Annotated in this window: 10 protein-coding genes; 6 read left to right on the top strand and 4 right to left on the bottom strand. The window is 41.3% G+C overall.

Annotation, left to right across the window (positions count from 1 at the left end; all coding sequences use genetic code 11):
- Positions 1–339 precede the first annotated feature (339 nt).
- The 6 genes from H6G28_RS13865 (at position 340) to H6G28_RS13840 (ending at position 9,631) form a co-directional block, all read left to right on the top strand.
- Positions 340–1,992: a methyl-accepting chemotaxis protein gene (locus tag H6G28_RS13865; RefSeq protein ID WP_190671439.1), complete on the top strand. Its 1,653-nt coding sequence runs from the start codon at positions 340–342 to the stop codon at positions 1,990–1,992.
- A 179-nt stretch (positions 1,993–2,171) separates the two neighbouring features.
- Entirely contained in the window at positions 2,172–3,842 is a 1,671-nt protein-coding gene (locus tag H6G28_RS13860) for a methyl-accepting chemotaxis protein (RefSeq protein WP_190671437.1), read from the top strand.
- A gap of 23 nt (positions 3,843–3,865) precedes the next feature.
- Positions 3,866–4,570 carry a chemotaxis protein CheW gene (locus H6G28_RS13855; RefSeq protein WP_190671435.1) on the top strand — a complete coding sequence of 235 codons (705 nt, stop codon included), beginning with the start codon at positions 3,866–3,868 and terminating at the stop codon, positions 4,568–4,570.
- Positions 4,570–6,786 carry a hybrid sensor histidine kinase/response regulator gene (locus H6G28_RS13850; RefSeq protein ID WP_190671433.1) on the top strand — a complete coding sequence of 739 codons (2,217 nt, stop codon included), beginning with the start codon at positions 4,570–4,572 and terminating at the stop codon, positions 6,784–6,786. The genes H6G28_RS13855 and H6G28_RS13850 overlap by 1 nt, the downstream gene beginning before the upstream one ends.
- Positions 6,787–7,046: 260 nt before the next feature.
- Positions 7,047–8,042, top strand: a complete 996-nt coding sequence (cheB, locus tag H6G28_RS13845; protein ID WP_190671431.1) for a chemotaxis response regulator protein-glutamate methylesterase — start codon at positions 7,047–7,049, stop codon at positions 8,040–8,042.
- Between the two features lie 251 nt (positions 8,043–8,293).
- Entirely contained in the window at positions 8,294–9,631 is a 1,338-nt protein-coding gene (locus tag H6G28_RS13840; RefSeq protein ID WP_190671429.1) for an ATP-binding protein, read from the top strand.
- Between the two features lie 84 nt (positions 9,632–9,715).
- Here the strand turns inward: H6G28_RS13840 and H6G28_RS13835 are convergent, their stop codons facing one another.
- From H6G28_RS13835 to sufC, 4 genes are all read right to left on the bottom strand, one after another.
- Positions 9,716–10,195: a DUF6174 domain-containing protein gene (locus H6G28_RS13835; RefSeq protein WP_190671427.1), complete on the bottom strand. Its 480-nt coding sequence runs from the start codon at positions 10,193–10,195 to the stop codon at positions 9,716–9,718.
- A gap of 484 nt (positions 10,196–10,679) precedes the next feature.
- Complete coding sequence (locus H6G28_RS13830) at positions 10,680–11,942, bottom strand: cysteine desulfurase (protein ID WP_190671426.1); 1,263 nt, start codon at positions 11,940–11,942, stop codon at positions 10,680–10,682.
- Between the two features lie 34 nt (positions 11,943–11,976).
- Positions 11,977–13,335 carry a Fe-S cluster assembly protein SufD gene (sufD, locus tag H6G28_RS13825; protein WP_190671424.1) on the bottom strand — a complete coding sequence of 453 codons (1,359 nt, stop codon included), beginning with the start codon at positions 13,333–13,335 and terminating at the stop codon, positions 11,977–11,979.
- Positions 13,335–14,123: a Fe-S cluster assembly ATPase SufC gene (gene sufC / locus H6G28_RS13820; RefSeq protein ID WP_190594867.1), complete on the bottom strand. Its 789-nt coding sequence runs from the start codon at positions 14,121–14,123 to the stop codon at positions 13,335–13,337. Before sufC ends, sufD begins: the two co-directional genes overlap by 1 nt.
- Positions 14,124–14,166 lie beyond the last annotated feature (43 nt).

Here is a 14,166-nt window from a genome sequence, read left to right as displayed (position 1 = left end):
AAAGTAGACAAGGTAGAGGTGTTTGTAATTCATTTAGGATTTTTTCACTTATTTACAACCCCCAGCACAGTATGGCGTAAATAAACAGACCATAAGAAATTACTAAAAGGCTTGTGATGTCGTTATTATTTCTTTTTACTTTTGCCGTTTTACTTTTGCCTTGTTGTACTAGCCCCTAACCTCTAGCCTCTCTTATCGAGCTTCAATTACAAAAAGTTCACACTTATTTAAGTAAGTTAATAACATTAGAGAAAATTTAAATAACTGAATTGTTAGTTTGCTTTTTTGTTGGGGAACCTTAGTATTTGTAAGCTTTGATCAGATAAATCAAAAATAAAAATGCTAGATAATTGGAAACTTAAAGATAGAACTTTGTTAGGATTTGCTATCCCGACAATTTTAATATTTGTTTTTAGTGTGATAGTTTATGCCACTAGTAGTCAGACCAGGATTATTTATAAACAAGTGGGAATGTCAAACGAAGCCATTATAGGGACAAATAATATGGCCTTGAGTCTGGCAAACATGAATTTGGCAATTCGGCGATATTTATATAATCCGAAAAAATATCAAGATGCGTTGGAAAGATATGCTTTTTTTAATCAAAGGTTTCAAGAAGGATTGAATATTGCTTCTAAGGTTGCTGAAGATAAATTTCAGGAAGAAAGATTAAAAACAATGCAGAATATGTTCAATGAATTTGAAATGTTGGTTAAAGATACGATCACAACACCAAATTTTGAGAACAATAGATTTTTAATTGAGCAATATCTAGAAAAATCTGGTGATATGAGCTATAAATTCCGTCAAATTCATGAGGAGTTTGCTAGTCACCAAAAAGAAATTATGAGCAACCGGATTGAAGGGACAAAAGTGATGCTCAACTTGATGAGTTTATTAGCGGTGTTAGTAACAATATTAACTATAGCGATCGCATTTTTTGTCACTTCCATCATTTCTCGGTCTTTGGGTAGTCGAGTTTCTCAGGTTGTAGATGTCGCCGAGCAGATTTCTGCTGGTGATTTCACTTTATCTTTGCCTGAGAGCGAATTGAAGACCAAAGATGAAATTGGTCAAATCATGGCATCTTTTCAGATTATGTTGCAAAAGTTGAGTACCTTGATTCGTCAAGTCCAAAGTTCAGGTATTCAAGTCACAACCTCAGCCACCCTGGTAGGTGCTGCGGGTACACAGTTAGAAACAACACTCACAGAACAAGTAGCATCAACAAACCAAGTCACAGCCACAGCCAAAGAAATCGCCGCCACCTCCAAAGAACTAGCACACACAATGGAACAAGTGGTCACAATGTCCCAAGCGACAACCACAGCCGCGAACATCAGTCAAACAGACTTGCAGCGCATGGAAACAAGTATGCGTCAATTAGCAACAGCCACAAACACCATCGCCACGCGACTAGGGATTATTAGCGAAAAAGCTAACAACATTAATAATATTGTCTTAACAATTACTAAAGTTGCCGACCAAACCAACTTGCTATCGTTAAACGCTGCCATTGAAGCAGAAAAAGCCGGAGAATATGGTTTAGGGTTTGCGGTAGTAGCTAGAGAAATTCGCCGATTAGCAGACCAAACCGCAGTCGCCACATTAGATATTGAACAGATGGTCAAACAAATGCAATCTTCGGTGTCAACAGGGGTGATGGAAATGGATAAATTTGCGGTGGAAGTCGGGCGGAGTGTGGCAGATGTCAGCCATATTAGTAGCCAAGTTGGGCAGATTATTCAGCAGGTGCAAGACTTAAACCCACGTTTTGCGGCGGTGAATCAGGGAATGGAAATGCAGTCATTAGGAGCGCAACAAATTAGTGATGCAATGGTGCAGTTAAGCAGTACCTCAATTCAAACTGCCGATTCTCTGCGAGAAATTAATCAGGCGCTTGCCCAACTTAATCAAGTCGCTCGTGGTTTACGCCAAGAAGTTTCTGTGTTTAAAGTTAATAGCAATGCTGTAGTACCGACTTTATCGTAATTTCAAAATAATTATCCTCGAATTACGGATGCCAATTTCCCGCAACAAAGGCTATTAATGGCTAATTAACCGAGGTTTAGCTGTTGTAGTGGAATTAAATGCTTAAATTATGAATTTTCTGATTGATTAGTTATTAATTTCTATTTCTAGAATAACAAATAATCACAAAGGAAAATAAGATGCCGCGAGGTATAAAAATCAATCATTTTATCATGGGTGGATGTACGCTTATTGTTGGGTTAACAGGGATTGCCAGCTATATTTCTAACTCAAATACTAATTTACTTATAGCATCGAATAATTGGGTGAATCAAACTTATGCCATCAAATCTCAGTTAAAGGAACTGGAAAAATTTTTACTTGATGCTGAAACAGGTCAGAGGGGCTTCATTCTTACTAAAGAAGAAAGATATTTGGAACCATATAAATTAGCTCAATTCAAGTTAAAAGATACTTTTATTCAAGTCAGAAGCAAAATTTTAGATAATTCACGACAAGTTAAAACTCTGGGGGAAATTGAACAATTAAGCCAAGCAAAAATGGCTGAACTAGAAACAACTATTAAAATGCGGCGACTTGGGCAGGAAAAAGAATTATTGGCTCTGATTTTATCCGATCAAGGTAAAAATTTGATGGATGACATCAGACTCAAAATGAATGAGATGTTAGCGGTGGTAGACCAAAGTTTAGTCGAAAGACAAAAGCAAGCTAGTCAAATTCAACGTGTTGCTGTCTTGGTGAATTGGGGAACTTTTTTGGGGATTGTGATTGTAACTATAACTGTTTGTTTGGCAATTATCTTAATTCCTAGTCGGGAGTTGGCGCGGTCTTTGCAAACAGCTTTTCATTTAGCTGACAAAGTAGCGGCGGGAGATTTTACCAGTAATGTAGAAGTCACTGCCAATCATGAGATTAATCAGCTAATGGCAGCACTCCAAACAATGAAACAGAAATTGAGTACCTTGATTCGCCAAGTCCAAGGTTCAGGTATTCAAGTCACAACCTCAGCCACACAAATAGCCGCAGCCGGCAAACAATTGGAAACAACACTCACAGAACAAGTAGCATCAACAAACCAAGTCACAGCCACAGCCAAAGAAATCGCCGCCACCTCCAAAGAACTAGCGCACACAATGGAACAAGTGGTCACAATGTCCCAAGCGACAACCACAGCCGCGAACATCAGTCAAACAGACTTGCAGCGCATGGAAACAAGTATGCGTCAGTTAGCGACAGCCACAAACACCATCGCCACGCGACTAGGGATTATTAGCGAAAAAGCTAACAACATTAATAATATTGTCTTAACAATTACTAAAGTCGCCGACCAAACGAACTTGCTCTCGTTAAATGCTGCCATTGAAGCAGAAAAAGCTGGAGAATATGGTTTAGGGTTTGCGGTAGTAGCTAGAGAAATTCGCCGATTAGCAGACCAAACCGCAGTCGCCACATTAGATATTGAACAGATGGTCAAACAAATGCAATCTTCGGTGTCAACAGGGGTGATGGAAATGGATAAATTTGCGGTGGAAGTCGGGCGGAGTGTGGCAGATGTCAGCCATATTAGTAGCCAAGTTGGGCAGATTATTCAGCAGGTACAAGACTTAAATCCCCATTTTGCGGCGGTGAATCAGGGAATGGAAATGCAGTCATTAGGAGCGCAACAAATTAGTGATGCAATGGTGCAGTTAAGCAGTACCTCAATTCAAACTGCCGATTCTCTGCGGGAAATTAATCAGGCGCTTGCCCAACTTAATCAAGTCGCTCGTGGTTTACGCCAAGAAGTTTCTGTGTTTAAAGTCAAAAGTGATGATTTTTCATCCTTCACCCCAGTTGATGTAGCAGCTTAATCAAGAGATATGACCATTGACTTATGACCACTCAAGTAGAAAGTTGTTGGAATTTAATTGGCATTGAGGGCGATCGCACTTGTGCGGAATTATCTACACATATTCATTGTCGCAACTGTCCGGTTTATTCGGCGGCTGGTCGCTGTTTACTAGAACGCCCAACACCAGAAAAATATCGTCATGAGTGGACACAATTCATTGCGGAATCTCCCGCCCAGAAAAAACCGCATCTACCTACCTACGCGGTGCGAACCAGTGAAACTCTAACAGTAGTAATTTTTCGGTTGCATCAAGAATGGTTGGCACTGCCGGCACAGGTGTTTAAAGAAACCACACCTCCGAGTGTGATTCATACCCTACCCCATCGCCACAACCAAGTCTTACGAGGATTAATTAACATTCGGGGTGAATTGCTTTTATGTGTTTCCTTAAGTCATTTGTTAAAAATTGAACCCAGTGAACCACCCCAAGCAAGTCTGAGTCCTGTATCTCATTCCCGAATGGCAGTTATCGAAAAAGCTGGTAATGCTTGGGTGTTTCCGGTGGATGAAATATATGGTGTCCACAGATTTCATCGACGAGAATTGCGTGATGTGTTACGTAATGTCACTCAAACTTATACCAAAGGTTTATTTTCCTGGCAACCTCTGAATCTGCCCACAGTGCGTACTGTCAGTTATTTGGATGATGAATTGTTATTTACCAATTTGGCGAAGAAGGCACAGTAATGAGCGAAAACGCTGACCTCAGTCAGTTATCCTTATTTGATTTGTTCAAAATGGAAGTCACAACTCAGGTTGTGGTGCTGAACAATTGTTTACTGGCGCTGGAAACCAATCCTGATCCCAAATCAGAATTAGCGGCTTTAATGCGGGCTGCCCATTGTATTAAAGGTGCTGCAAGAATTGTCCAACTTGAACCAGCCGTCACCTTAGCCCATGTGATGGAAGATTGTTTTAGTGCGGCACAAGTTGGCAAGGTGAATTTAACCGCAGATGATATTGATGTATTGTTGCAAGGGGTGGATATGTTGCAAAACATCGCCACCAATGCCGAACTACAACCAGGAAACCAGCCGCAGATTCAAGCTTTAGTCAAGGCGATCGCTAATATTTCCACAACTGTGAATATCCCAGCCCAAGATATTATACAGCCCCCGCCCCCACTCGAAGTCCGTCAACCAGAAGCCTTAGTCAGTCCCCAAAACCAAACCGTGCGGGTGAGTACAGATAATCTCAGTCGCTTGATGGGATTGGCCGGGGAAACCATTGTTAGCAGTAAATGGTTAGAGTCATTTAGCGAATCATTTGTCCAAGTCAGAACCAATCAAATCGAGTTATTGAAATTAATAGTTAAATTACAAGAATTATTTAGCGATCGCACCCTAGATCAACATATTCAAGAACATTTAAGTACAGTACATCAAAAAACCAGCGAATGTACCCGTTTAATTAGCGATCGACACACCGAATTAGAATCCTTTGCCCAGCGTTCCGAAAACCTCGCCCATCGTTGGTATCGAGAACTAATTACTACCCGGATGTGTCCCTTTTCCGAGGGCTGGCAAGGGTTTCCGCGCATGGTACGTGACCTAGCCAGACAGTTGGGTAAGCGCGTGAACCTCGAAATCAAGGGTCAGCATACCTTGGTAGATCGGGATATTTTGGAACGCTTAGAAGCTTGCTTAACCCAAATCCTCCGCAATGCTGTTGATCACGGTATAGAATCTCCTCCAGAACGGATAGCCCAAGGTAAATCTGAAGCAGGCACAATTACCATTGAAGTTGTCCATCGGGCGGGGATGTTATTTATCACCATCTCTGATGATGGGAGGGGAATTGATTTGGAGTTTTTGCGTCAAGAAGTTGTCAAAAAACAACTGGTAAACGCAGATATGGCCATGCAATTAACTGAAGCAGAGTTAATGGAGTTTTTGCTATTACCAGGATTTTCCACCACACAAACTATTACCGAAATTTCTGGACGGGGTGTGGGTTTAGATATTGTCCATAATACCGTGCGGGAAGTTGGCGGCACAGTCAGGGCAGTTTCTCAACCAGGAACAGGGATGAGTTTCTATTTGCAGTTACCCCTAACTTTATCTATTGTGCGTACCTTATTAGTAGAGATTGCCGAGGAACCTTACGCCTTTGGGTTAACTCGAATTGATCAAGTTTTGATGTTATCGCCATCAGAAATTGCGCTGTCAGAAAATCGCCCGTTTTTTTGGCTGAATCATCAACCAGTAGAATTGATTTCCGCGCGGCAAGTTTTTGAGTTACCCTTAACTGCGGAAAATCCAGAATTATTAGCAGTGGTGGTGATTAGCGATCGCCTCCATCATTATGGACTAGTTGTTGACCGCTTTATTGGTGAATACACTTTAGTTGTCCGACCTTTAGATTCCAGGCTGGGGAAAATTCCCAACATTAGCGCCGCCGCCCTCATGGATAATGGGAATCCCGTATTGATTATCGATGTCGAAGATTTAGTTCGTTCTATGACCAAGGTGGTTGCTAGTGGTCAACTAAGTCAAGTAAATCAATCAACACAGCAGACATTGAGCAAAACTCACAAGCGCATATTAGTTGTAGATGATTCAATTACCGTCCGGGAAATGGAACGCAAGCTTTTAGAAAATCACCATTACCAAGTTGATGTCGCCGTCAATGGGATGGATGGTTGGAACGCCCTACGCACTAGCGATTATGATTTAGTAATTACAGATATTGATATGCCCAGGATGAATGGTTTTGAACTCACCAGCCAAATCAAAACCCATCCCCAGTTAAAAAATATCCCCGTAATTATTGTTTCTTACAAAGACCGCCAAGAAGACCGCATTCAAGGCTTAGAAGCAGGTGCAGACTACTATCTCACCAAAAGCAGCTTTCATGATGACACTTTATTACAAGCCGTAATTGACCTGATTGGTCAGGGTTAAGACTCTATGAACAGCATTCACCAACAAGATATAAAAATTTCTCCCACTCCCCACTCCCCACCCCCCACTCCCGACTCCCCACTCCCCACTCCCTACTCCCCACTCCCCATTCCCCACTCCCCACTCCCCACTCCCCACTCCCCACTCCCTACTCCCCACTCCCCATTCCCCACTCCCCACTCCCCACTCCCCACTCCCCACTCTCCATTCCCCACTCCCCACTCCCCACCCCCCACTCCCCACTCCCCACTCCCGACTTTATGAGAATCGCCATTGTCAACGATATGCGGATGATGGTGGAAGCGATGCGGCGAATCTTAGCCACAATCCCGGAGTATGATTTGGCTTGGGTGGCTTACGATGGTGCAGAAGCGGTGAGCAAATGTGCAGTTGATACCCCTGACTTAATTTTGATGGATATTTTGATGCCTTGTATGGATGGAGTGGAAGCCACAAGGCGAATTATGAGTCAGTCACCCTGTGCAATTATTATTGTGACTGCGAGTATTAATCGCTATGCGGCTAAAGTCTTGGAAGCAATGCACTATGGTGCTTTAGATGCTATCAATACACCTGCTGAGGGTAGCACAGGGCTGTTAAACAAAATTCGTACCATCGCTAAATTACTTGGTAAATCTCCCCAGGTGCGAACAGTCAAAAAACTGTCATCTTTGCCGAAATTATCACCACCACTAATTGTCATTGGCGCTTCCACTGGCGGCCCCCAAACATTAGTGAAGATTCTGGCACAATTTCCGCAAAATTTTGCAGCTGCTATTGTGATTGTGCAGCATTTAGATGCTCAGTTTACTCCAGGTTTTGCCGCTTGGTTAAATGAACAAGTTATCTTACCTGTGGAAATCGCAACTACAGGTTCTAGACCACAACCAGGCAAAATTTTTTTAGCTGGGACAAATCAACATTTAGTGATCACGAGTAACCTGAGTTTTGACTATGCGGAACAACCAGCCAATTGTCTTTATCGTCCATCTATTGATGTTTTATTTCAAAGTGTGGCAAAACATTGGCTAGAGTCAGGAATTGGGGTATTACTAACTGGGATGGGAAGAGATGGCGCTCAAGGTTTGAAGGTTTTACGCGATGCAGGTTGGCATACCATCGCCCAAAATCAGGAAACTTCCATTGTTTATGGAATGCCAAAAGCGGCTGTAGAATTAAAAGCGGCTGTGGAAGTTTTACCAGTTGATGCGATCGCTGCTGCTTGTACCAAGATATTACGGATGTCGGACAATTAAACCCCATTAAATTAATTTGACCACAGTAAATATACGATATTTTTTCTGAAAAAATACTGAATATTCGTGAATTTTGTTAGTTATTTTTGATTAACTAACATCGGTTTAGTTATATCTAAAGCCATATTTACTTTCATATATATTAAGTTATAATAAACTCACAAATTATTAGAAATTTAATAGTTCTTGATTGCTCTCCTAATTGGCTACCATCCAATTAATATCCCTATCTTTGACACTAAGGATATCAAATGCTATTACCTAATTTAAATATGCAGTTAGCATCACCAGATTTACTGGAAGAATTAAAATTACCAACCGAAGATGTCAAAATATTATTAGTTGATGATCAGGCAATATTTGGTGAGGCAATTAATCGCATGATTGCCAAGGAAACCGATATTACTTGTAATTATGTTAGTGAACCATCACAGGCTTTGCAAAGTGCGATCGCACTTGAGCCAACGGTCATTTTGTTAGATTTAATTATGCCCGATATGGATGGCTTAATGCTGTTGCGTTGGTTTCGTTCTCATCCATCAACGCAGGAAGTTCCCATCATTATGTTATCCAGTAAAGAAGAACCAATACTCAAAGCGGAAGCCTTTGCTGCGGGAGCTAACGACTATTTAATTAAGTTACCAGATGCGATAGAATTAATTGCCCGTGTTCGTTATCATTCCAAAGCTTTTAATAATTTAAAGGCGCTCTCAACTGCCACAGCAACAGCGAAACTACAAGCACAAGAACTCGAAAGTACACTCCATAAATTGCAAGCAACTCAAGTGCAACTTATTCAAACAGAAAAAATGTCTAGTTTAGGCAGAATGGTTGCGGGTTTAGCCCATGAAATTAATAACCCTGTGAGTTTTATTCATGGCAATTTTAATTATCTCAACGAACATATTCACACTATTTTACGGCTAGTTGAAATCTATCAAAAAGAATATCCCGAAGCAGAAAAATTGATTCAAGAGAAAATTGGTGATGTAGACTTAGATTTTATTGTAGATGACTTTCAAAAAATTCTCTCTTCTATGAGAGTTGGAACTGACAGAATTAAAGATATTATCCTTTCTTTAAGAAACTTTTCTCGACTCGACCAAGCCGATCAAAAAGCGGTAGATATTCATGAAGGTATTGAAAGTACATTATCTTTACTAAATCATCGTCTCAAGCAAGAAATAGAGATAGTTCAAGAATATTCAACATTACCCCTAGTTGAATGTTATGCAGCCCAATTAAACCAAGTATTTAGCAATATTATTAATAATGCGATTGATAGTTTATTAGAAACTGACAACTCAGCATATCAAAAGCAAATTATTATTAAAACAGAAGTTACAGAATCAGAAACCATCAAAGTTAGAATTATCGATAATGGTTCTGGAATTGCCCCAGAAATTCAAAGTAAAATATTCGACCCCTTCTTTACAACTAAACCTGTAAATAAAGGCACTGGTTTAGGTTTAGCAATTAGCTATCAAATTATCGAAAGTCATCATGGTAATATTTCTGTCAAATCTGAGCCAGATAAGGGAGCAGAGTTTATCATTGAAATTCCAGTCAGAGTGAGCAACAACAGGTGATAGAAAAGTAGGTTGGGTGGAACGAAATGAAACCCAATCGAGTCTTGATAATATTGGTTTCCATTCCTCCACCCAATCTGCACCTTAACGAAGTTTTTCAAAATTGCTGATTGTCGTGAAAATTCCAGCATCAGCAGCAAGATTACCAATATTAATTTGAGTCGGATAACCACGTTGTGGATTGTATGTCACAGTTAATTCCGAGCTTTCACGAATCGCATTTCTAATCAAATTAAAAAGTCTAGGAACGGTGCTATATGGTTTTAATAAACTAGGATTTACTGCCTGACCAGTTGCGGCATTTGTGATAGAAACTGTGATACCGTTGCGTACCTCAATGATTGATGGGCCTCGAAATTCAGGCGCACAAAAACAATTATTAGTTACCGTGTAACGGTAGTTTTTGATGTTTTGGCGATTCCATAATTGCTCATTAATTCTTAACTGCTTTAAGTTAGAATTTGGTGATGTTTGTACTACTTGCACAGGAGATGCAGAGAATACCGGAGCATTGAAACTTAAAGATGCTACCAAGATTGCACCAATAGTTATAGGTAAGCGCATATCAATCCCTTATTAAACTCAATTTGAAACTTCAACGTGGCTAGATAAAATTTCTCGTAACTGAAATTTTTCTTAACATTGGCCACATTTTGCACAGATAATAAGTAACCACACAAAATTAATTACAGTCATTGCGAGCGAAGCGAAGCAATCCCAGCCCTTGCGATTGCTTCATTTCGCTTCGCTCCATTCGCAATGACTTTGTGTAATTAATTATGTTTAACTACTTACCAATTTAAAATTAAGAAAGCTAGATATCACAGGGATTTGCGACAGAGATAAATCAGGAAAGTCTTACTGGAGAATTCAGGTCAGGCTTCTTTCCTACTCCCGACTCCCCATTCCCTATTCCCTACCTACACAAATAAATTCAGAAATCAAACCGGATTCCTATATCTTTTGAATGATGATACAAATTGTGCCAATTATTAGCCGTATTGAAGGCTGACAATTGGCACAATTATTATGGAAATATTTGCTAAAGTTAACCAAAAATACCCGTAAAAAAGTCAATAGTTTCCTTCAATGCTTTGATGAATACGTCAATTTCTTCGCGGGTATTATAGAAAGAAAAACTTACCCTTGCGGTTGCTGGTAAACCTAAATAGCGGTGTAATGGTTGGGTGCAGTGGTGTCCAGAACGGATAGCAACGCCTTCTTGATCTAATAATGTAGATAAGTCGTTGGCGTGGATATCTGCGACTGTGAATGCAGCTAACGCGGCTCTCCCTTCTCCATTCGCATCAGGTTTGGGGCCATAAATCCGAATTTGGGGAATTTTCGCTAATTGTTGGAATAAATAAGCAGTCAACTCGGCTTCGTAGGCATGAATTTTATCCATACCTATATTAGTAAGATAATCTATGGCAGCACCGAGGGCGATCGCTTCTCCAATAGCAGGTGTTCCAGCTTCAAATTTATGGGGTAATTCGGCATAAGTAGAATGATCTAAATATACCTCGGCAATCATTTCACCACCGCCAAAAAATGGTGGCATTGCTTCTAACAATTCCAGCTTGCCATATAAAAAGCCTATGCCAGTGGGGGCGCACATTTTATGTCCTGAAGCCACTAACCAATCACAGCCTATTTCCTGCACATCCACAGGTGTATGAGGCACACTTTGACAAGCATCAACTAAGAATTTCGCGCCGTATCTGTGAGTAATATCAGCAATTTCTTTCACTGGGTTTATACAACCCAAAGTGTTAGAAACATGAACAATTGACACCAGTTTTGTTTTCTCAGAAATCAGTTGTTTAAACTGTTCTAAATCAAATGTTTCTTCTGGTGTTAGTCCAACAAATTTGAGAACTGCACCCGTTTTTTGTGCCACAAATTGCCAAGGCACAATATTACTGTGGTGTTCCATCACCGACAGAATAATTTCATCACCCGGATGTAAATTATTCATCCCCCAGCTATAAGCAACTAAATTAATTGCTTCGCTGGCGTTGCGGGTGTAAATAATTTCTTGACGAGATGCAGCATTAATAAATTTGGCAATTTTATCGCGTGCTGCTTCATAAGCGTCAGTGGCTTTTGCACTCAATGTATGAGCGCCACGATGGACATTAGCATTGTACTGCTCGTAATAATTCCGCAGGGCATTTAAGACAAGCAAGGGTTTTTGCGATGTCGCCGCATTATCGAGATAAACCAAGGGTTTACCATTGACTTCCTGATGTAATATCGGGAAGTCAGCGCGGACTTTATCGGCGAGGGTTTTGGTAGCTGTAAAAGTCATTGGTAATTAGTCAATAGTCATTAGTTATGAGTCATTAGTCATTAGTCAAAGACTTAAAACTAGTGACTGTGTTTAGCAAGATGTCTCTGAGGGAAGCAACAGGAACTTTGTTGATGATTTCGGTAGCGAAGGCGTTAATTAATAAATTCCGCGCTGCACTTTCATCAATTCCTCTGCTTTGTAAGTAGAAGATTTCATCATCTTCTAACTGACTCACAGTTGCACCGTGAGCGCATTTGACGTTATCGGCGGTAATTTCTAATTGGGGCTTGGTATCTACTCGCGCTTTGGAGGATAGCAGTAAATTGCGATTTAACTGGGCTGCGTCAGTTAACTGGGCGGGTTTAGGTACAAATACTTTACCATTGAAGATTGCATGAGCGCGATCGCCAACAATACATTTGTGCAATTGTTCACTTTTACCATAAGGATAATTCAGAGCGATCGCACTATGGGTATCCGCAACTTGCTTACCAGAAATCATCGCCAAACCGTTGAGCGTAGTTTCAGTTTGCTCACCAGTTTGCAAAATCTCCAAATTGTGCCGCGATAACTTTGCGCCTAAACTCAAAGCATTACAGGTATAGCGACTATAACGAGCTTGGTTCACAGCAGTCTTCCCAATGTGAAACGCCTCAGCGCCTTCTCTCTCCACTCTAGTATGATTTACCGCCGCATTCTCACCAACCCAAATTTCTGTAACTGTGTTGGTAAAGTATACTTCCTTGGCGCTCTCTGCGTCTTGGCGGTTCGTAAACTCCTCAACCAAAGTCACCTGCGAACCAGTTTCCGCCACCACCAAACAACGCGGCTGAGAAATAGTCGCCGTCTCCCCAGCAACCGAAATAAACAGCAGATGAATAGGTGTGTCAACCACGACATTTTTACCCACCCATACAACTGCTGCATCCGTTAAACCAGCAGTATTGAGAGCCGTGAATACTTCCAAAGCGCCCTCAGCTTGAGCGAGATATTTGCGGATGCGATCGCCTGCAATTGTTAAACCAGTTAAATTACCAACTAAAATACCATCAGGTAAATTAACAGCAGATAACTCCGGCGCATAAACACCGTTAACAAACACCAACCGATTATCAGTCAGCGATGTTACATTTAACTTCTCTACATTATTAACTGGTTGCGCCTTGCGAAATTCCACACCCCGCAAATCTGACAAATCAGTAAACCGCCATTCTTCCTCGCGGGTTGTGGGGATAGTTGAGTGACGTACCCAATTTGCAGCTTGTTGGCGTAATTCCGCTAACCCGTCCGCTTCAGTTACACTTACTTGATTTAACAACCCAGTCAAATAAGCATCTCTATCCAACAGAGAAGACACCAAACTGACTGCATCTGAGTTAGGAATAGCACTAGGAGAAACTTGAATAGACATTACACACCCACCTCAACCGCACTTTCCTCCAAAATCCAGTCATAACCGCGCGACTCCAATTCCAGAGCCAGTTCCTTACCGCCACTGGTGAGAATTTTGCCGCGTGCCATCACATGAACAAAATCCGGCACAATATAATTGAGCAGACGTTGGTAGTGGGTAATCATAATCGTCGCATTGTCTGGATTAGTCAGTTGATTTACACCATGCGCGACAATTTTTAGCGCATCAATATCTAAACCTGAGTCTGTCTCATCCAAAATTGCCAACTTCGGTTCTAACAGCGCCATTTGGAGAATTTCATTCCGCTTTTTCTCACCACCAGAAAACCCTTCATTGACACTGCGGTTGAGGAAAGCTGCATCCATCTTCACCACATCCAGCTTTTCCTCAATCAAATCATCAAAATCAAATGCGTCTACCTCTTCCAACCCTTGCGCCTTCCGCCGAGAATTGTAAGCCACCCGCAAGAAATCCAAATTACTCACACCAGGAATCTCTAACGGATACTGAAACGCCAAAAACACCCCAGCCCTAGCGCGTTCTTCCGGTTCCATTTCCAATAGGTTCTGCCCTTGGAAAATCACCTCACCGCCAGTCACCGTATACGCCGGATGTCCCGACAACACCTTAGAAAAGGTACTCTTACCAGAACCATTCGGCCCCATGATGGCATGAATTTCACCAGCCCGAACTTCCAAATTTACACCCTTCAGAATCGGCGTACCACCAACCTCAGCCGTCAAATCTCTCACCGACAGCACAACTGCACTATTTTCAATAATCATCTTTTCTCTCTCTTCTCTTTCTTTCTTCGCGCTCTTCGCGCCC

This window comes from Nostoc sp. FACHB-190 (assembly GCF_014696905.1).
Taxonomy (GTDB): Bacteria; Cyanobacteriota; Cyanobacteriia; order Cyanobacteriales; family Nostocaceae; genus Nostoc_B.
The sequence above is the reverse complement of the archived record's forward strand: the minus strand, read 5'-3'. Positions and strand labels throughout refer to the sequence as shown.

Bases quoted from the DNA above. Each gene is read 5' to 3' on its own strand.
- H6G28_RS13830 (WP_190671426.1), bottom strand. From the start codon at position 11,942: ATGACTTTTACAGCTACCAAAACCCTCGCCGATAAAGTCCGCGCTGAC.
- sufD (WP_190671424.1), bottom strand. From the start codon at position 13,335: ATGTCTATTCAAGTTTCTCCTAGTGCTATTCCTAACTCAGATGCAGTC.
- cheB (WP_190671431.1), top strand. From the start codon at position 7,047: ATGAGAATCGCCATTGTCAACGATATGCGGATGATGGTGGAAGCGATG.
- sufC (WP_190594867.1), bottom strand. From the start codon at position 14,123: ATGATTATTGAAAATAGTGCAGTTGTGCTGTCGGTGAGAGATTTGACG.
- H6G28_RS13850 (WP_190671433.1), top strand. From the start codon at position 4,570: ATGAGCGAAAACGCTGACCTCAGTCAGTTATCCTTATTTGATTTGTTC.
- H6G28_RS13865 (WP_190671439.1), top strand. From the start codon at position 340: ATGCTAGATAATTGGAAACTTAAAGATAGAACTTTGTTAGGATTTGCT.
- H6G28_RS13860 (WP_190671437.1), top strand. From the start codon at position 2,172: ATGCCGCGAGGTATAAAAATCAATCATTTTATCATGGGTGGATGTACG.
- H6G28_RS13855 (WP_190671435.1), top strand. From the start codon at position 3,866: ATGACCACTCAAGTAGAAAGTTGTTGGAATTTAATTGGCATTGAGGGC.
- H6G28_RS13840 (WP_190671429.1), top strand. From the start codon at position 8,294: ATGCTATTACCTAATTTAAATATGCAGTTAGCATCACCAGATTTACTG.
- H6G28_RS13835 (WP_190671427.1), bottom strand. From the start codon at position 10,195: ATGCGCTTACCTATAACTATTGGTGCAATCTTGGTAGCATCTTTAAGT.